This window comes from Marinitoga sp. 1138, from assembly GCF_013363265.1.
Taxonomy (GTDB): domain Bacteria; phylum Thermotogota; class Thermotogae; order Petrotogales; family Petrotogaceae; genus Marinitoga; species Marinitoga piezophila.
Genome location: NZ_LBFA01000005.1, coordinates 17,428 through 37,738, shown reverse-complemented (window position 1 = coordinate 37,738; position 20,311 = coordinate 17,428). Strand labels below are relative to the sequence as shown.

Annotated in this window: 19 protein-coding genes; 15 read left to right on the top strand and 4 right to left on the bottom strand. The window is 28.3% G+C overall.

All coding sequences use genetic code 11. The annotated features are described in order from the left end of the window. Window positions 1-73: 73 nt before the first annotated feature. On the top strand, window positions 74-1,699 hold the full coding sequence (locus tag XO11_RS01745) for a putative manganese-dependent inorganic diphosphatase (protein WP_175418069.1): 1,626 nt from the start codon (window positions 74-76) through the stop codon (window positions 1,697-1,699). A gap of 243 nt (window positions 1,700-1,942) precedes the next feature. Continuing rightward, a complete protein-coding gene (locus XO11_RS01740) occupies window positions 1,943-2,452 on the top strand; it encodes a hypothetical protein (RefSeq protein ID WP_014295773.1) in 510 nt (169 codons plus the stop codon). 55 nt (window positions 2,453-2,507) lie between these two features. Here XO11_RS01740 and XO11_RS01735 read toward each other — a convergent pair whose 3' ends face one another. From XO11_RS01735 to obgE, 4 genes are read right to left on the bottom strand one after another with little or no spacing between them, the layout of a single operon-like run. Further along, window positions 2,508-3,689, bottom strand: coding sequence for a class I SAM-dependent rRNA methyltransferase (locus tag XO11_RS01735; protein WP_014295772.1), 1,182 nt, complete (start codon window positions 3,687-3,689; stop codon window positions 2,508-2,510). Window positions 3,690-3,729: 40 nt separating this feature from the next. Next, the gene (locus XO11_RS01730) at window positions 3,730-4,521 is read right to left on the bottom strand and encodes a shikimate dehydrogenase (RefSeq protein ID WP_083635616.1); all 792 of its coding nucleotides are present in this window, start codon (window positions 4,519-4,521) and stop codon (window positions 3,730-3,732) included. Window positions 4,522-4,530: 9 nt separating this feature from the next. After that, complete coding sequence (gene nadD / locus XO11_RS01725; protein ID WP_014295770.1) at window positions 4,531-5,088, bottom strand: nicotinate (nicotinamide) nucleotide adenylyltransferase; 558 nt, start codon at window positions 5,086-5,088, stop codon at window positions 4,531-4,533. Between the two features lie 5 nt (window positions 5,089-5,093). Next, window positions 5,094-6,422, bottom strand: coding sequence for a GTPase ObgE (gene obgE / locus XO11_RS01720; RefSeq protein WP_014295769.1), 1,329 nt, complete (start codon window positions 6,420-6,422; stop codon window positions 5,094-5,096). 65 nt (window positions 6,423-6,487) lie between these two features. Here obgE and XO11_RS01715 point away from each other — a divergent pair, with 65 nt between their 5' ends. The 13 genes from XO11_RS01715 (at window position 6,488) to XO11_RS01655 (ending at window position 20,307) form a co-directional block, all read left to right on the top strand. Further along, window positions 6,488-6,733 (top strand): DUF370 domain-containing protein, encoded by a 246-nt coding sequence (locus XO11_RS01715; RefSeq protein ID WP_014295768.1) that lies wholly within the window; start codon window positions 6,488-6,490, stop codon window positions 6,731-6,733. Window positions 6,734-6,735: 2 nt separating this feature from the next. Beyond that, complete coding sequence (gene clpP, locus XO11_RS01710; RefSeq protein WP_041638420.1) at window positions 6,736-7,326, top strand: ATP-dependent Clp endopeptidase proteolytic subunit ClpP; 591 nt, start codon at window positions 6,736-6,738, stop codon at window positions 7,324-7,326. Window positions 7,327-7,443: 117 nt separating this feature from the next. Beyond that, window positions 7,444-9,858 carry a DNA mismatch repair protein MutS gene (gene mutS, locus XO11_RS01705; RefSeq protein WP_254873285.1) on the top strand — a complete coding sequence of 805 codons (2,415 nt, stop codon included), beginning with the start codon at window positions 7,444-7,446 and terminating at the stop codon, window positions 9,856-9,858. A 61-nt stretch (window positions 9,859-9,919) separates the two neighbouring features. Further along, window positions 9,920-11,002 carry a Xaa-Pro peptidase family protein gene (locus XO11_RS01700; protein WP_014295765.1) on the top strand — a complete coding sequence of 361 codons (1,083 nt, stop codon included), beginning with the start codon at window positions 9,920-9,922 and terminating at the stop codon, window positions 11,000-11,002. Window positions 11,003-11,031: 29 nt separating this feature from the next. Next, entirely contained in the window at window positions 11,032-11,589 is a 558-nt protein-coding gene (gene efp / locus XO11_RS01695) for an elongation factor P (RefSeq protein ID WP_014295764.1), read from the top strand. Window positions 11,590-11,604: 15 nt separating this feature from the next. Next, window positions 11,605-12,039 (top strand): Asp23/Gls24 family envelope stress response protein, encoded by a 435-nt coding sequence (locus XO11_RS01690; protein WP_014295763.1) that lies wholly within the window; start codon window positions 11,605-11,607, stop codon window positions 12,037-12,039. Continuing rightward, window positions 12,036-12,464 (top strand): transcription antitermination factor NusB, encoded by a 429-nt coding sequence (gene nusB, locus XO11_RS01685; protein ID WP_014295762.1) that lies wholly within the window; start codon window positions 12,036-12,038, stop codon window positions 12,462-12,464. Before XO11_RS01690 ends, nusB begins: the two co-directional genes overlap by 4 nt. A gap of 10 nt (window positions 12,465-12,474) precedes the next feature. Then, on the top strand, window positions 12,475-14,316 hold the full coding sequence (gene dxs, locus XO11_RS01680) for a 1-deoxy-D-xylulose-5-phosphate synthase (protein WP_148265119.1): 1,842 nt from the start codon (window positions 12,475-12,477) through the stop codon (window positions 14,314-14,316). 14 nt (window positions 14,317-14,330) lie between these two features. Next, entirely contained in the window at window positions 14,331-14,891 is a 561-nt protein-coding gene (locus XO11_RS01675; RefSeq protein ID WP_041638418.1) for a hypothetical protein, read from the top strand. 6 nt (window positions 14,892-14,897) lie between these two features. Further along, on the top strand, window positions 14,898-17,219 hold the full coding sequence (locus XO11_RS01670) for an endonuclease MutS2 (RefSeq protein ID WP_014295759.1): 2,322 nt from the start codon (window positions 14,898-14,900) through the stop codon (window positions 17,217-17,219). Between the two features lie 2 nt (window positions 17,220-17,221). Further along, on the top strand, window positions 17,222-19,303 hold the full coding sequence (locus XO11_RS01665) for a cell division protein FtsA (RefSeq protein ID WP_014295758.1): 2,082 nt from the start codon (window positions 17,222-17,224) through the stop codon (window positions 19,301-19,303). Beyond that, window positions 19,300-19,656, top strand: coding sequence for a holo-ACP synthase (acpS, locus tag XO11_RS01660; protein WP_014295757.1), 357 nt, complete (start codon window positions 19,300-19,302; stop codon window positions 19,654-19,656). The genes XO11_RS01665 and acpS overlap by 4 nt, the downstream gene beginning before the upstream one ends. Then, a complete protein-coding gene (locus XO11_RS01655) occupies window positions 19,657-20,307 on the top strand; it encodes an MgtC/SapB family protein (protein WP_014295756.1) in 651 nt (216 codons plus the stop codon). Window positions 20,308-20,311: the final 4 nt, after the last annotated feature.

Sequence of the window (20,311 nt, the reverse complement as noted above, 5' to 3'; positions counted from 1 at the left end):
TCGGAGCGTAAGCTCCGTTTTTTTTATGTGGTAAAATGATATTATATTCTGTAAAAATTGTGAGGTGATATAAATGAAAAATGAAATATATGTAATAGGTCATAAACGTCCTGATACTGATAGTATTGCTGCTGCAATATCTTATGCTTATTTAAAGAATCAAATAGATAATGATAATACATATAAACCATATAGACTGGGAGATATAAATCCTGAAAGTAATTTTGTTTTGAATTATTTTAGCATAAATAAGCCGGAATTATTAGAACATGTATACATTCAAGTAAAAGATGCAATGGTAAAAGATGTTGTTTTAGCTAAAAGAGAATCAACAATATTTGAAATTGGAAACACGATGTTAGAGAAACATGTTAAGAGTATCCCAATTGTTGATGAAGAGAATAAATTAATAGGCCTTTTAACTGAAAGAGAATTAGCCAGAAATTTTTTGAAAGAAATACAGAATTTTACACTTGAAGAGAATCCTCCAAAGGTTAAAGATATTATAAAAACAATGGATGCAAAATTAATTGTTGGAGATGAAAATAAAAAATTAATGGGTTGTCCAACAATTGGAGCAATGACAGCAGAAGAAGTTAAAAGATACTTAAAAAAGAATGATGTATTGATAACAGGAAATAGGGAAGATGTTCAAAAAATAGCACTGGAGAGTGGAGTAAGCTGTTTAATAATAACAGGGGATTTTATTCCTTCAAAAAAAATAATAAATCTTGCTGAAGAGAAAAATATTCCGATAGTTGTAACTCCTCATCCTACATATGTTGCAGGGAGGTTATTACGTCTAAGTACTCATGTGGAAAGAATAATGAGCAGAAATCCATTAACCACATCACCTGATGAAATACTAAAAGATTTTGAAGAGGAATTAATGCAGGATAAGAAAGGTGTTGCGGTTGTAGTAGATAAAAATGGATATGTAAAAGGTATTATAACAAGACATGATTTGATAAAACCAAAACAGAAAAAAGTTATATTAGTAGATCACTCGGAAAAATCCCAAAGTGTAGAAGGAATTGAAGAAGCTGAAATTCTTGAAATTGTGGATCATCATAGATTAGGAGGATTGGAAACAGGGCTTCCAATTACTGCTCATATTAGACCTGTAGGATGTACAAATACAATAATATGGGATTTATATAAAAAACACAATATTATTCCTCCAAAAGAAATCGCTGGTGTAATGCTTTCAGCAATATTATCAGATACCATGCTTTTAAAATCACCTACTACTACTGATGAAGATAAAAAAGCAGTTGAAGAAATTTCAAATTTATTAAAACTTGACGCTATAAATTATGGTATAGAAATGTATAAAGCTAAAACTGATCTTGAAGATTTTAGTGAAAAACAAATTTTAACAATAGATTTGAAAGAATCAAGATTATCTCGCGGAACCATTGCAATTGCTCAAATAGAGGTAATTGATGTAGAAAGTATTTTAAAAAGAAAGGATAAGATTTTAAATGAGATGGAAAAAATTGTAGAAGAAAGAGGATACATCTTATTTTTATTCCTTTTAACTGATGTTTTAAAAGAAGGTTCTTATATATTTGCAGCTGGTCAATATAAATTGGCTGAAAAAATATTTAAACGTGATTTTTCAGATAAAATATCCTATCTTGAAGGAATTGTATCAAGAAAAAAACAGGTAATGCCTCTTGTTTTCAGAAATACTTAGATTTACAAGAAACTCTGTATATCTATTATGGATATGCAGAGTTTTTTTTTATAAAAATACTTCAGATAACATCAAAAAAAACGTTTTTACAATATATTTCTTTGTAAATTAGTTTCAATAAATCATATTTAAATAGAAATAAATTAGAAAATAAAAATTAAAAGTTCTTTTTACTATTTTTTAACATTAATAATCGTATATTTTTGATATAATAAAAAATGAATTAAAAGATGGGGTGATTATATGGATCAAGTATTAAAGGAAAAGTTATGGGATTTTCTTGTTCTTTTTATTACTCTAATTGGAACAATATATATATTTACATCATTTGTTTTAGAATATATAAACAATAACATTATTTTTAAAGAACACTTTTATGGTTTTCTTAAAATCTTTGTAAATACAGTTGATTTAAAAAAGATAGTAATTTTTTCCGCTATTTTGTTATTTGTGATTATTTCTTTAGAAATGATTGCCAATATTTTAATTCTAAAAATATTAAGAGTCAAAATTGATAAAGTGAAGTTTTTTCTTGCTTTTCTTATAATAAATGGATTAACCTCTCTTATAAATATACTCATGTTATATTTAGTTAGTCCGTCAATTAAAACAGTTATTATTTTATATATTTTGATTACTCTTATTAATAATTTTCTGGTTTTTCAGGAAGATTTAGGGAAACAAAAACTCAAATATATAAAATTTCAGATATTCATATTTCTTATAATGAGTCTATTTGTAACTATAATTTAAAAACAGCGCTTTTGAAAGCGCTGTTTTTTTATAGATTATAGAGAACAAGAAATAATTACAATTTCATATTTTCAAGTTGGAAAATATAGAATTTAAGATATTCTGTTTCTAAAATATTATATACTACAGGATGATCTGGTGATTGATTTCCTTTAAATATTTGTCTTAATAATAGTTTATTATCTTTAGCTGCATCGAAAATGATTCTTTTGAATTCTTCGTCATATACCAATTGTGTACATGATGCCGTGGCAAATAAAGAACCATTTTTTGTTATTCTCATAGCTCTTAAATTTAATTCTTTATAACCTCTTATAGCATTTTTTATTGAACTTCTTGACTTGGCTAGAGATGGAGGATCAATAATAACAAAGTCAAAATAGATATTTGCGCCGTCAAATTTTCTAAGCTGATCAAATGTATTTGTTTCATATAAATCGTATTTGTCCTTTGAGATATTATTTTCTTTTAAAGTTTTTTCAAGAACAAATAAAGCTCTATCAGAATAATCAAGGAATGTGACATGTTTTGCACCACCAGATAATGCATGGATACCAAAATTTCCTGTATATGAAAATCCATCGAGAACATTTTTATCTTTAGCTAATTCTTTTACTTTAAGAGCGTTATATCTTTGATCTAAAAAGAATCCTGTTTTTTGTCCAAGCGTATCGGCAAAAAACTTTATTCCGTTGATTTCAAATGGAATCAATTCAGGGCCTGTTTTATATATCCACCCTTCAGTGTATTCGAATTCTTCTATTTTAGCACTTTTTTCATCATCTTTCTCGAAAATTCCCTTTGGATTAATGAGTTCTACTAACGAATCGATAATATGATTCTTGAGTTTATATATTCCAAGAGTATTAATTTGAATGACTAAATAATCATTGAATTTATCTACGATAAGTCCTGGGAAATAATCGCCTTCGCCAAATATTAATCTAAAGGTATTTTCATTACCAAAAATCATTTTTCTATAATCGATAGCTTTTTTAATTTTTCCTTTTATCCATTCTTTATCGATCTCTTCATTCTTTTTTGTTAAAAGTCTAACTCTTATTTTTGAGTTATCGTTAATATATCCTTTTCCAATGAAATTCTTATTATAAAAAACATTTACTATCTCGCCGTTAGCGTATTCTCCTTGAATTTCATTTATTTCATTTTCATATATCCAGGGATGGCCATTTACAACCCTGCTTTTAATTCCTTTTTTCAAATATACATTTGCCATAAAATCTCTCCTTATTTAAATAGATTCATAGAATATTATATCATTTTTTGAAGTTCTGAAAAGCTTTCTTAAATTTTGATTCATCGTATATATTCCATATTTTAAGATTTTCAATAGCCTGATAATACCACATTTTTTCACCGGTGATAAGGTTTATGTTTAATTCTTTTGCCAATTCTTGAAGAGGAGTATTATAATAAACAACGTCATATACGAGTTTAATGTTTTTCAAATATGAGGGTTCTATAGGCAATTTTTCATTAAACATGCCTAACGATGAAGCATTTATAAATATAGATGTATCTTTTAATTCATTGTTTAATTTTTCCAGCGGATATGGAATAATATTTATAATTTTCTGAAATTCAACTTTTAAATTTAAAGCCCTTTCATATGTTCTGTTAATTACTGTGACTTTATCGATACCTAATTTGTATAATCCATAAACAATGGCGCGTGCTACACCACCAGCGCCAAAAATTAATATTTTTCCATTTAAGTTATAATTTGATTCTTTTAATGAATTTATGAACCCGATCCAATCAGTGTTATAACCAATTTTATTGTAAATATTATTTATTGCTTTTAAAACTGAAGCGTCTTCTATAACATCAATATATTTCATTATTTTCTCTTTAAAAGGAACAGTGACATTTAGACCATCATAACTATTTAAAATTTTTTCAATTTCAAAATCAAAAAGTTCAGGATTAATAGTTATAGAATTATAAGAAGAATCACTATTTAGAAATTTAAAATATTCAGTATAAACTTTTTCTGAAAGGGTTATTTTATGAGGAAATTGTAGAATTCCTAATTTAATTTTATTCACCTCATTTTTCTAAAAAGTTTTTAAAATATCATCTACTATAGAATCTGATACCATTCCATAAATGCTGAGTTTTTTTCTAATTCTTTCTCTTATATTCGTTGAAGATATTTCTATTATTGGAGAATCTAAAAAGATATGTTCAATATTATAATTTTCAAATTTTAATTTTTCAGAAAATCTCTTATAAACAACAAGAGTAACATTTTTTAGTAATTCTTTCCATTTATACCATGTATGAAAGCTAATTAGTGAATCTTCGCCAATTAATAAATATATTTCGTCATTATATTTTTCTTTTAAAAATTTTACCGTTTGTAGTGTATAAGAAGGTTTATCAAGTTTTTCCTCAATTCTGGAAATTTCAAATCTTTCAGATGGAAAAGTATTTTTGCACCATTCAATTCGTTTGTCATAATTTGCAATATCTGAATTTTCAAGTTTATGTGGTGGAGTATAAGCCGGGATAATTAAAAATTTATCTGGTTTTAAATAATCATATGCATATTCGGCTATAATTCTATGTCCAATGTGAGGTGGATTAAATGTTCCACCAAATATTACAATCATTTATATCACTCCATATATTCAAATGCGAAATCACCAAGATAAACGGTATCTCCTTCTTTTACACCGACTTTCTTAAGGAATCTTTCTAAACCGCTTTTTTCAAGTATTTGTAAAATCTTCAGCCTTGCATCTTTTTGGTCAATAGGATATTTTTTCAATAACACTTCAACATCATGACCGGTAATTTCATAAACACCTTCATCCCATTTGATAATTTCAAATCTAACTTTTTTAGGTATATCAACATCTACAGGTTTAATTTTTAATTTTATTTTATCAGGAGCATTTTTTAAGGATTCAAGTATTTGTTTTTGCCTATCTATACGCATTTCTTTGATTGTATCCCATATAGTATTTAAAAGTAAATCTATATTCTTTCTTGTAGCAGCGGAAATAGGAATGATTTTTTTGCCCAATTTTTCTTCAAGTTTATTTAACCTTTTTTCTAATTCGTCTTCAGGTAATAAATCAATTTTGTTTACTGCTATGATTTCAGGTTTTTTAGCAAGTTCTTCAGAAAATTTTTCCAATTCCATTCGTATTGTATAATAATCATCTTCAGCTTTTCTTCCTTCGCTTTCTGAAATGTCGAGTATATGCACTAAACAATAACATCTTTCAACGTGTTTTAGAAATTTATCTCCTAACCCAACACCTTCATGAGCACCAGGGACTAATCCTGGAATATCTGCGACAACAAAAGAATTTCCATCACCCATATCAACAACACCAAGATTAGGTATTAAAGTAGTAAAATGATAATTAGCTATTTTGGGTCGAGCTCGTGAAATAACAGAAATTAAGGTAGATTTACCAACATTAGGATATCCTATAATTCCAACATCTGCTAAAACCTTTAATTCTAATCTTAAAACTCTTGATTCTCCTTCGATTCCCTTTTCTGCAATAGTTGGAGCCTGAACTCTGGAATTTGTAAAATGAATATTTCCTTTTCCTCCTTTTCCGCCGCGTGCGACTACAACATATTGATTTGGATATTTAAGATCGGCTATTAATTCATTAGTTTCATAATCATATACAAGGGTTCCAACAGGGACTTTTATTATTAAATCTTCACCGTTTCTACCATACATTTTCTTTCCCTGACCATTTTTTCCGTTTTCAGCTCTAAACTTCTTTTTATGTTTGAAATCCATTAATGTGTTTTTTTCTACAGTAGACATTATTATTACATTACCGCCATCACCACCATCACCGCCGTCAGGGCCGCCTTTTGGAATAAATTTCTCTCTTCTAAAACTTACAGCGCCATCGCCCCCTTTGCCTCCGAATACGGTTATAATAACTTCATCTATAAAATTATTTTCACTCATTTTATCGCCTCCGTTTTGATTTTTTAATATTTTCAGTGTATAATATAAAGGATGGAGGTGAAAATATGGCTATCATAAATGTAACAAAAAACTCTTTTATTATCGCAGAAAGGATACATTCAATTATACCAGAAAAATTCTCCCATTTTAAGCGATTAAAGAAAGAACATAGAAATACTACAAGTCTTGTAGATTTAACCTATGGAAAAAGTGTGAAATCAATATTATTTACAGATAGCGGCCATATGTTTTTATTAGCAATACCAGTAAACAAGATTTTTGAAAAGATAAGGAGAGTGAATGAACAGTGAGCATGCCTATACCAGTTGTTGTTGAATCAAGTGGTAGATATGAAAGAGCTTATGATATTTATTCAAGACTTTTAAAAGATAGAATTATATTTCTTGGTTCAGAAGTTAATGATTATGTTTCTAATCTTATTGTAGCACAAATGCTGTTTCTTGAAGCTCAGGATCCAGAAAAAGATATTTATTTATATATAAACAGTCCTGGAGGTTCTATTACAGCAGGTCTTGCAATATATGATACTATGCAATATATAAAGCCAGATGTTTCTACAATTTGTATAGGTCAGGCTGCATCAATGGGTGCTGTGTTGTTAACTGCTGGTGCAAAAGGGAAAAGATTTGCTCTTCCAAATTCAAGGATTATGATTCATCAACCCTGGGGTGGAGCGCAGGGAACTGCAAAAGATATAGAAATACAGGCTCAGGAAATCTTAAGGATGAAGAAAATGTTAAATAAAATATTAAGCGAACATACAGGAAAAGATGTTTCTCAAATTGAAAAAGATGCAGATAGAGATTTCTTTATGTCTGCTGAAGAAGCAAAAGAATATGGATTAATTGATAAAGTAATAAAAAGTCGAAAAGAAATTAAATAAAATAACATTAATCAGGGCATTTTTGCCCTGATTAATAACATTATTATATGTAAAAATTCAGGGTGCGAAAGCACCCTGAAATAATGGGAAGGTGATATTATTAAAACTCTTACCCCTATGATGAGACAATATCTTGAAATAAAGGAAGATTACAAGGATTGTCTCGTTTTATTTAGACTAGGTGATTTTTATGAAACCTTTTTTGAAGACGCAAAAATAACCAGCGAAGCCCTTCAAATTACTTTAACCCAGAGAAATGGTCATCCTATGGCCGGTATTCCTCATCATGCGCTTGATAATTACTTAAAAAAACTGCTTGATCAGTGCTTTAAAGTGGCTATTTGTGAACAAATGGAGGATCCTTCAACAGCAAAAGGTATAGTAAAACGTGAGGTTACTCAGGTTTTAACTCCGGGTACAGTTGTTGAGGAAAATATGATAGATGAAAATAATAGATATTCGTTATTAATATATCCTGCTAAAAAAGGATATGTTTTTGTGATTTTTGATTTTAGTACAGGTGATTTGTATATAGACACATTTGAATATACTGAAAATGAAATTATGGACTTTATTTCTTCCTATTCATTTGTGCAAGTGTTATTAACAAACAATCTTAGAAATATAAAAAATAATATCAAAAATTCTTATCCAGGTTTGTACGTTGAAGAATTAGAAGATTGGTATTTCAATAAAAATAATATTGATATAGTTAAAGAAAGTTATGGAATATTAAACCCGGATGTTCTAAAATTAAATGATGAAGAAATTTATGCTCTTGGAGCTGTATTTAAATATCTTGAAGTTTCCCAAAAACAAAAAATAACGCATTTTTCATTTCCTAAAAGATTTAAAACATCCAATAATATGATTCTTGATTCAACGACTATTTTAAATCTCGGATTATTACCAAATAAAGAAACTAAAGGAAAAACATTATATGATGTATTGAAGTTTACAAAAACTTCAATGGGTGCAAGGCATCTTCAACAGTGGATATCAAAGCCATTAATATCAAAAAAAGAAATAGAAGAAAGGCAGGATATTCTGGAAATATTTAGAAATGATCAGCTGGTTATGGAAGAATTAAAGGAGTATCTTTCTGCTGTAAGAGATGTTGAAAGAATTGCATCAAGAATTTCTTTAATGAAAGCTACTCCGCGCGATTTAACGGCATTAAAAACAACATTAGAAGTAATTCCATATATAAATGAATTACTTCTAATGTTAGGTCTTGAAACGCTTGAAGAGTTTTTTGAATTAAAAGAATTACTAAATCGTGCAATAGTAGATGAGCCTTCCAATCAAATTGGTAAAGGAAAAGTAATAAAAGAAGGATTTAATGAGGAGCTTGACCAATATAAAAAAATATTTGAAAAATCCTCAGATTTTCTAAAGGAAATAGAAATAAAAGAAAAAGAAAAAACTGGAATTACCAATCTTAAAGTAGGAAGAAATAAAATATATGGTTTTTATATTGAAGTTACAAAAGCAAACAGCGATAAAGTGCCTGGGTATTATATAAGAAAACAAACTTTGGTTAATTCTGAAAGATATATTACAGAAGAACTTAGAGAGTTAGAAGAAAAATTTAGTATAGCAGAAAAGAAGATAGATGAACTTGAAAAGAGGATTTTTGAAGATTTAATAAGGGATTTACAAAGATATGTAAAAACACTTAAAATATTTGCTGAAAATATTTCAAAAATAGATATTTTACGTGGTTTTGCAGAAGCCTCGATTAAATATAATTATGTGAGACCTATATTTTCTGATAATAAATTTATTATAAAAAATGGAAGGCATCCTGTAGTAGAAAGGTTTGTAGAACAATTCACGCCAAATGATATAATGCTTGATGAAAATAAGAGATTTGTTATTTTAACTGGACCAAATATGAGCGGTAAATCTACATATTTAAGGCAAATTGGAATTATCTCAATAATGGCACAAATAGGATCATTTGTTCCGGCTGAATATGCTGAAATGCCTATATTAAACAATATATATACGAGAATAGGTGCAAAAGATGATGTTGTAAGCGGGAAATCAACCTTTCTTGTGGAAATGTCAGAGGTTTCAAGTATTCTAAATAATGCTGACGAAAAAAGTCTTGTTCTTCTTGATGAAGTTGGAAGGGGAACGGGAACAATAGATGGAATAAGTGTTGCATGGGCGACATCCGAATATATATATCAGATTTTAAAATCATATACTATTTTTGCTACACATTATATGGAGCTTACTATGTTGGCGGATTTTTATGATGGGATTTTAAATAAAAGAGTAAAGGTTATGGAAACAGAATCAGGTATAATATTTATGCATAAAATAGAAGATGGAATTAGTGATAAAAGTTATGGTATAGAAGTAGCGAAACTTGCAGGATTACCGGCAGAAGTTGTTTCACGTGCAAAAGAGGTTATGGAAGAAATTTCAAATAAAACTGAATTTGAAAATAAATTAAAGAGTATGAAAAAAATAAAACATAGAAAGTATCAAAAAAATACCAAACAATTAAAACTTTTTTAGCCTAACTATGATATAATATATTTTAGTGTTTTATTAAAATATTTATGAAAGGGGATAGATCATGTTTTTTGACAGAATCAATCTCTTAAGAGAAAAAATGGCAAATAAAGGTTTAGATGGATATTTAATTATTAATATTGAAAGCTCTTCAAAACCATCATCATACTATTTAACAGGATTTACCGGATCTTTTTCTGTTGTTTTAATAACAGAAAAAGAAGTAAAGTTTATGACAGATGGAAGATACATAGAACAGGCTACAAAACAAACAGGAGAAAAACCAATTATCTTAAAAGGAAAATTGGAAGAAGAAATAAAAAAACTTATTGAATTACCTGAAGGAGCAAAAATAGGATTTGAAGCTAACACTGTTTCTTCTCATATATATTTAAATATATTAATGAAATTTGAAAAATATACATTTGTTCCAGCTGAAGAACTTTTATTGGAATTAAGAAGAACAAAATCAATGGAAGAAGTAGAATATATAAAAAAAGCTGTTGAAATAGCTGAAAAAGCTTTGCAAGAAACATTGGATACATTTAAATTAGGAATGACAGAAAAAGAATTTGCAGCAAAACTTGAATATAATATGAAAATTTTCGGTTCAGACACTTATGCATTTGAAACAATAGTTGCATCAGGTCCAAGAGGTGCTTTACCTCATGGGATTGCATCAGATAAAACTATTAATAAAGGTGAATTGGTAGTAATTGATTTTGGAGCATATGCAAATGGTTATAATTCAGATATTACAAGAACCATTGCTATTGGTGAAATTTCAGAAAAACATAGAGAAATATATGAAATAGTTTTAAAGGCACAGAAAGCTGCTGTTGCAGGTGTAAAACCTGGATTGGCATATTCTGAAATAGATAAGATAGCAAGAGACATTATTTCTGAAGCAGGGTATGGTGAATATTTCTCACATGGACTTGGACATGGAGTAGGGCTTGAAGTTCATGAAAGTCCAAGAGTATCTAAATTATCAACTGAAACCTCACAACCTGGTGATATAATTACAATAGAACCGGGAATCTATATTCCAGGAGAAGTTGGGATAAGAATTGAAGATGATGTATTGGTAACAGAAGATGGTTATGAATTATTAACAACTTTTGATAAAAATCTTATTATAATATAAAAAAGAAAAAAGATAGGAGGAATGTGAGAATGGTAGTAGTTGGAGATTTAAAAAAAGGAATGATTATACTTTTAGATGGGGAATTATACAGAGTATTAGGAATGCAGAAACATTTCACAGGTAGAGGTAGTGGAATAATAAAAACAAAATTAAAGAATATAAAAACAGGTTATGTAATAGATAAAAATTTCAACTCTGGTGAAAAGGTTGAAGAAGCTGCTCTTGAATATAGACCAGCTGAATACTTATATCATGATGGAGATAGTTATGTATTCATGGATTTAAACACATATGAGCAATATTTATTATCAGAAGAGGATGTTGCTGATGCTAAAGATTATTTAATAGATAATCTTGAAGTTACTTTAACATTCTATGATGAAAAACCTGTTGGAATAGTATTACCAACAGTTGTGGTGCTTGAAGTAGTTGAAACAGAACCGAATTTCAAAGGAGATACTGCTTCAGGAGGAGGAAAACCAGCAATTTTACAAACAGGATTAAAAACAACAGTTCCATTTTTTGTTGAAGTGGGACAAAAAGTAAAAGTAGACACAAGAACCGGTGAATATATTGAAAGAGCCTGAGAAGGGAGGGATAATATGGCCATGTATGAAAAAAATCAATTTGGTGAATTAACCTTCACTGATAGTGCATTAAAAGAATTGGCCATGAAATCGTATCAATTATTTTTTAAAGAAAATGTTGAAGGTGCAGACTTAAATGAAAGAGATTTAGCAAAATTAATTAAAGTAAATGAAAATGATGATGGAACAATATCTGTATTCGTAAAAACAAAAGCAAAATATGGAGAAAGCATAATAAAATTTGCAAAAGATTTACAGGAATTCTTAAAATCAGAAGTAGAAAAAATGACAGAAGTGCCTGTAAGAAATGTTGATATTGTTCTTGATGGATTAATTATTTCTTCTACGGAAGATAATTATGAAGAATTAGAAGAAGCAGAAAAACCAGAAATTGAAGAAGAAATAGACTATGAAAAAATCGAAGATGAAAATGGGAGTGTTGAAAATTGATTCCAAAAAGAAGATATGTTAGAGAAGCAGTATTAGAAGCGACATTTCAACTTGATTTTATTGAGGGTATAGAATATGAAAATGTAATAGATTTATTGAGGGACCTTTTAAAAGAAAAAAAGGTCCCTCAAAACCTATTTGAAGAAGGGGAAATTTATTTACAAAATATTTTGGAAAATAAAGATAGATATGATGAATATATAAAAAAATATCTTATTAATTGGGATTTTGATAGAGTTGCAAATATTGAAAAAACTATTTTAAGACTTGCAATATTTGAGTTAGAAAAAAGAAAGGATATTCCGCCTAAGGTTATTCTTGATGAAGCTGTTGAATTAGCAAAAAAATATTCCAATGAAAAAAGTGCCAAATTTATAAACGGTATTTTAGATAAAATAGCAAAAGAAGAATTTAAAAGGCTATAGAGGTGGTTGGATGGATATGGAAAACCCTTTGTACCACAAGATACGGGAAATGGATTATGAAGAATTAGAGAGTTTAGCGAATAAAATAAGGAATTATATATATGAAACGGTTACAAAAAATACAGGACATCTTGCCTCAAATCTTGGAGTGGTTGAATTAACCCTTGCACTATATAGAATTTTTGACCCGAAAGAGGATATTGTTATCTGGGATACAAGTCATCAAGCATATATACATAAATTACTAACTGGAAGATGGGAAGCATTTAAAACATTAAGACAGAAAAATGGAATTAGTGGATTTACAAATATATTCGAAAGTGAATATGATTATTTTGGTGCTGGGCATGCTGGCACTTCTATTTCTGCTGCTTTGGGATATGAAATAGGGTTTAAAAATCAAAATATTGATAAGAATATTATCGCTATTATTGGTGATGGTGCATTTACCAGTGGTATGGTACTTGAATCATTAAATCAGTTAAAATCACTTCATTCTAAAATAAAAATAATACTTGTTAATAATGAAATGTCTATTTCAGAAAATGTTGGAGCTATTGCAAAAATTTTAAATAAAGTAAGATTATCAAATGATTATTATGCAATAAAGGAAAAAATAAAAGATACTCTTGAAAGTTCAGAAGTTGGTCAGGATATTGAACACACATTGAAAAAAATACGTGATGGTATTAAACATACAGTATATAATGAAGCAATGAGTATATTTGAAGGTATGGGAATAAAATATTATGGTCCAGTAGACGGGCACGATATAAAATCCCTTGAAAAATATCTTAGATTTATAAAAAATTATGATGATGGTCCATGTATTTTACATTTAAAAACCATTAAAGGTAAAGGAATGGACTTTGCTGAAGAAAATCCAACAAAATATCATGGAGTGAGCAATAAAAAATCAGAAAAACTTTCTTATAGTAAGGTAGTTGGTAATGTTCTTAAAGAATTAGGTGAGAAATATAATTTTGTTTCCTTTACCGCTGCTATGGAGGAAGGAACAGGGTTAAATATTTTAAAGTCCCGATATCCTGAAAAGGTTATTGATATGGGAATTACAGAACCATCAATAGTTACAGCTGCAGGAGCGACGAGACTTGCAGGGACATTCGCAATTGTTGATATATATTCATCATTTATGCAAAGAGCATTTGACTCAATTATTCATGATATAGCTTTACAAAAAATTCCTGTATTATATTTGCTCGATAGAGCTGGTATCGTTGGAGAAGACGGACCAACTCATCATGGTGTATTTGATATATCTTATTTGAGATTGGTGCCAGATATTGAAATATTGACACCATTAAATGCCCAGGATTTAGCTAATATGCTATATACCGTATTGGAAAACGATCTGGAAAAACCTACATTTATAAGATTTCCAAGAGGTGGAGAATATATAGATATAAAAGATATAATAAATAATTTAGAATTAGTGGATGAAAAATGGAAAGTAATAAAAGAAGAATCAAAAGAAAATATCGTTTTTGTTGTTGGACAATTAATTGAAGAATATAAAGAATTATGGGATGAACTTAATGCAACAATTATTGGTGTTAGAAGCGTTAAACCAATTGATGAAGGGATTTTAAAAGAATATATAAAGGATAATACAAATATTTTTATTGTAGAGGAGAATGCGATAAAAGGCGGATTTAATGAAGAAATAAAAACATATATTATAAAGAATAAAATAAATATAGATTCATTAGTAGAATTAGGAGCTAACGATGAATTTATTCCTCAGGGAACAAGAAAAGAATTATTAGATGAATATATAGTAAAACCAGAGTATTTAAGAGAAAAAATAGGAATTACCCATAAAACAAAATGAAAGGGGCGTTGAAAGTGAAAAAAGTTTTATTATTGATTTCTATATTTGTTGTTGCCATTACTGCTTTTACTATTAACATAGCTGTTATGGGAACATATGGAATTACTGCATCTTCTACATCTATTGATATAGCTGGTTGGGATGATACATTTAAAAACTTTGATTATTATACAGTTAGAATAGGTTTGCTCTTTCCAGCAGAAGATTCTCCAGAAATGTCATTTGGTCCATATTTTGGTTATACAGTTTATGATAATATATCACAAACACAATTAAAAGATTTAAATGCAATTATAGAAGATACTGGTTATGAAATCGGGATAATTACAACATATAACACCGATTTTTTATTTAATACAAAATTCAATGTATTAGCAGTTGGTGGAATGCATACAGAAGATGAGTTTAAAACTCTTTCTACAATAATAAACATTAATCTTGGATTGTCATATGAATTTTCTAATTTCAATATTATGTTATTGGGTGGATACGAGTCAAGATATTTCTCTACTGATAATAAAATGGCAACTATCAATTATTTTCCTCTTAATATAGCTCTGGAGGTGTCTTTTTAATAAAATATGAATTCCAAAACATATAAAGATCTTGAAATAGATAAAATACTAAATTTAATATCCTCAAAAGCCTCTTCAAGATATGGAAAAAGATATATACTTGAAGAGTTTGAATATTTCCAAGATTATGAAAAAATTGAAGAAGAATACAAAATAATAGATGAGATTAATAATTATATATATGAATACGGTGAATTTGATATTCGCGGAATCCCTATAATATATGATGAAATAAAAAAAGTTGAAAATGGTACATATTTAGATCCAATTGAATATAAAAGAATTGCTGATTTTCTTTCTCAGACACAAAATTTATATAAAGAAAATAGAAAAAATCTTATTAAATATACTCATTTACAGGATTTAATATTTTCTATTCCTGAAACAGATAATTTTATTGATATTGTATATAAAGCTATTGATGAAGATGGGAATGTAAAAGATTCCGCAAGCGATTTATTGAGACGAATAAGAAAAAGAATAGAAAATAATAAAAAAAGCATTTCTGTAACTTTAAGAAGAATAATAGGAAAATATCAAAAATATGTAAGTATTCAACAGCCTACTGTAAAAAATAATAGATATTGCATAGTTATAAGAAGTGAATATAAAAATAAAATAAATGGTTCTATTATTGCATATTCAGATAGAGGAGTTTCGGTATATATTGAACCGTATGAAGTAGGAAAACTCAATGCTGAACTTTCTGATTTATTTGCTCAGGAAAAAGCAGAAATATCAAGGATTTTAGGTGAAATATACCTTAAACTTGTAAAAATACTTCCCAAAGTAAAAAAAACTATAAGTATAGTTGAGTATATTGATTCATTACAGGCTAGAATAAAATACGCTAAAGAAAATAGATATGTATTTTCAAAACCAGAGAAAAATAAAAAGTATATATATCTTTCCGATATAAGACATCCTTTAATAGAAAAAGAAAAGGTAGTTCCAGTAACTCTAAAATTACCTAAAGATAAGTCTGGAATGATTATTACAGGGCCAAATACAGGCGGAAAAACTGTAGTTTTAAAATCTGTAGGGATAAGCGTTGTATTTTCTCATGCTGTATATCCAGTACCTGCGGAAATGGCGAATATCCCATATATAACAAATATTTTTACTGATATTGGTGATGAACAAAGTATTGAACAAACATTGAGTACTTTTTCTTCGCATTTGAAAAATATAAAAAATATATTGGATAATGCACATGAAAAAACATTGGTATTAATTGATGAACTTGGCACGGGAACTGATCCTATTGAGGGATCCGCTTTAGCAATAGCCATAATAGAAAAACTTCTCGAATTAAACAGCACATTTTTTATTACTTCACATTTATCCGCAGTAAAAATGTACTCTATAGAAAATGAAAGATTATTATCGGCTTCTATGGGATTTGATAAAAATACATTATCTCCAACGTACAGGTTATTAATAGGTGTCCCAGGTGCATCACATGCAATTGATATTGCAGAACGTCTTGGGCTTCCTCATGATGTATTGGTTAAAGCCAATAACTTTTTAAGTAAAGAACAGGTATATGATGAAAAAATAATAGAAAATCTTTCGCAAATATATGAAGAATTAGAAAAAGAAAAAGAATTACATAAACAAAAGCATAAAGAAGTTATACAACTTCAAAGAAATCTTGAAGAACAATTGGAAATAATTAAGAAAAGAGAATTAGAAAAAATTGATGAAGAAATAAAAGAGTATAAGGAATATCTAAAAAATCTAAAAAAAGATGTAGAAAATTATATTTCCATATTGAAAAACGAAAAGAATATAGACAAAATTAAGGATTTAAATAAAAAAATTGAAAAGAAAAAAAGAGAATTAGAAAAAACTAAGATAAAAAACAATAATAAAAAGAATGAAAATAATATAAATATAGGGGATGTAGTATTAATTGGTGGTGAAAAGGCAAAGGTAATAAAAATTTTAAAAGATAAAATACAGGTAAAATTTATTGAAAAACCATTTGAATTGACTGTTTCTCCAGATGAAATCAAATTAGAAAAAAGTAAAGACGAAAAAAATAAAAATCAAAAAAATTCTATGCATATTCCGGTATTAAAACCTATAAAAAATGAAATTGATATTAGAGGTTATACAGTAGAAGACGCAATTCCAGAAATAGAAAAATTCATATCAGATTTAATAGCCTCTAATATGAAAGGTGGATATATTATTCACGGGAAAGGTACCGGAAAACTTGCAATGGGAATCTGGGCATATCTAAGAAAAAATAGGAGAATAAAATCTTTCAGATTAGGAAATGATAATGAAGGGGGTACAGGAGTTACCTACGTGGAGGTGTAAAAATGTTTGCTCTTGATATAGGAACACGCTTTATAGTTGGAATAATATCAGAAATGACAGAAGATGGAGAAATTATTATAGAAAATTTTGCCGTAAAAGAACATGAAAATCGTGCAATGCTTGATGGACAAATACATGATGTTACAAAGGTTTCAAAAGGTGTTGAAAAGATAATTAAACAATTAAAAGAAAACATAGATGATGAATCCAAAATAAAAAATGTAGCCGTTGCTCTTGCAGGAAGGTTTTTAGTAACAACAATAGGCGAATATGAAATGGAAATTTCTAACATGAATTATATTGATTATAATACCGTTAAGACATTGGAATTGGAAGCAGTAAAAGATGCAGTTAAAAATTTAGAAATAGAAAAAAATTTCTATTGCGTAGGTTATTCTGTATTATATTATGAAATAGATGGAGAATGGATAAAAAAATTAGAAGGACAAAAAGGTGAAAAAGCAAAGGCAAAGGTTATTGCAGCATTTTTGCCTAAAAATGTTGTTGATGCAATGCTTGCCGTTTTAGAATTAAATGATTTAGAGCCAGTTCACATTACTCTTGAACCTATAGCAGCTATGAATCTAATTGTTCCGGAAGATTTAAGAACATTAAATATCGCCATGGTTGATGTAGGAGCTGGAACAAGCGATATTGCAATAGCAAAAGATGGAACAATAATCGGATATGGTATGGTTCCAATGGCAGGAGATGAAATTTCTGAAGCCATTTCAAAAGAATTATTAGTGGATTTTAAAACAGCAGAACGACTAAAAAGAGAATTAAATAATCAGGAAAAAGATGTATTTACATACAAAGATATACTTGATTTTGAACAGGAAATTTCAAAAGAAAAAATTCTTGAAATTATCGAACCTGTAGTTGAGGAAATAACTTCAAAAATAGCAGAAAAAATACTTGAATTAAATGGAAAACCTCCAATAGCTGTTATGGTTGTTGGTGGTGGAGGGAAAGTACCGCAATTTATTGATAAACTTGCATTAAAACTCAACCTTTCCAGAAATAGAATTACTTTAAAGGATATAAAAAATATAGAATATGTTGAATTTTTAACTGATGAAACACTTGAAGGAAGCGAATTTATTACACCTGTTGGAATTGCATATGTTGCACATAAAAATGAAGGGAATGTTTTTGCAAGAATTATAGTAAATGATAAGCCAATAAATATGATGCTTGTTGGTGGAGAATTAAGTGTAATGCAGGTTTTATTACAGGCTGGATTTGGAATAAATGATATTGTTGGAAAACCGGCACCTGCGATATCGTATGAAATAAATGGTGAATTAAAATTCTTGCCGGGAGAAAAAGGTAAAGAAGCACCTATAAAAATAAATGGAAAAGAAGCAGATTTAAAAAGTCCTGTTAAACCTGGTGATGTATTGGAGGTTGGTAAACCTCAAGATGGAAAGATTCATTATCCAACTGTGAAAGAGATTATAAAACCTTATAAAATATTTATTGATGGCGAATTATATTCTATCTATCCCAGAGTATATAAAAACAATGAAGAAGTAAATTTAGAAGATATTGTTCATGATGGCGATAAATTTGAAATAAGGAATCCTCTTGTAAAAGAATTAAAAAGCAAATTAAAATCAAAAACAATAAAATTCTCTATCAATGACAAATTTTATGAAATACCTGTTGGTAAAGTATTAATGAGAAAAAATGAAATATTGAATGATTTTGATGAAATATATGATAACGATAAATTATATACGCAAATGGTAGAAGTACCATTAATAAAAGATTTTATAGATGTTAATCCCGAAAAAGTTATGAGTATAGTTTTAAACGGCTCACCAATAGAATTACCTTTAGAAGAAATAATAGTAAAGGACAGAGAAAAGAGAGTAAATATAAACAGTAAAGTATATGATGATATGCATTTGAAAGTAGAAAAAAGAGAAAAAGAAATACGTTTATTGGATTTATTTACTCATATAGATTTTGATGTATCAAATTTTACAAAATACAAAATATATATAAATAACAAAGAAATATTCAGTTTTAATGAAAAACTTAATCCTGGTGATGAAATAAGGATGGAATTTGAATGATCAAAGGAATAGGTGTTGATATCGTTGAAATTGATAGAATTTCTCAAGGCTTAGAGAAAAAAGTATTGCATGATAAAGAATTGGAAATCCTTGAAAAATTTAATGGAGAACGACGAAAAAAAGAATTTGTTGCCGGGAGATTCTCTTTAAAAGAATCTCTTATTAAAGCATTTGGAGAATATATTCCATTAAAAAAAATTGCTATTTTAAATAATGAAATTGGTAAGCCTTATATAATTGAAGAATCAAAAGAGTATCTATTCAAAAAATTTGGCAAAAAGAATATACATATATCTATTTCTCATGAAAAACATTACGTTGTAACTATGGTAGTTATAGAAGAGGTGGAATAAATGATTTTAACATATGATGTAATATTAAAAATATTCTTTGCAACAATTGCCGGAGCAGCAATTGGATATAATCGTGAAAAAATAAATAGACCAGCAGGAATTAGAACACATGCTTTATTATCTCTCGGATCATGTATTCTTACAATACTTTCAATCTATGTATTTTTTGATCCGGTAACAAAAATGGGAGATCCTGGAAGAATAGCAGCTCAAATCGTTTCGGGAATAGGTTTTTTGGGAGCAGGTACTATCTTAAAGAATGGAAATAAAGTAAAAGGTCTTACAACAGCTGCTACATTGTGGGTTGCAGCATCAATTGGAATGACATTTGGTGCAGGAGAATATTTTATAGGATTTTCGGCGTTAATAGCAACATTAATTATTCTATACGTTAATAAATTTTCAAAACACCTAACAGACGAAACAACTATTGAAATTACTGTAAAAGATAATAAAACTATAAAAAGAATACTTGATATATTAAACAATAATGAAGATCTAATTTTAAAGAATGTAGATTTTTCTCAAAAAAATGATGGTTTGTTGTATTTTATATTCAAAGGGATTGAACCAAAAGTATTATCCAAACTTCAGAAACAACTGGCATATTTAGAAGGAATAGAAAATATAAATATAATTGACGAACATTAATGAA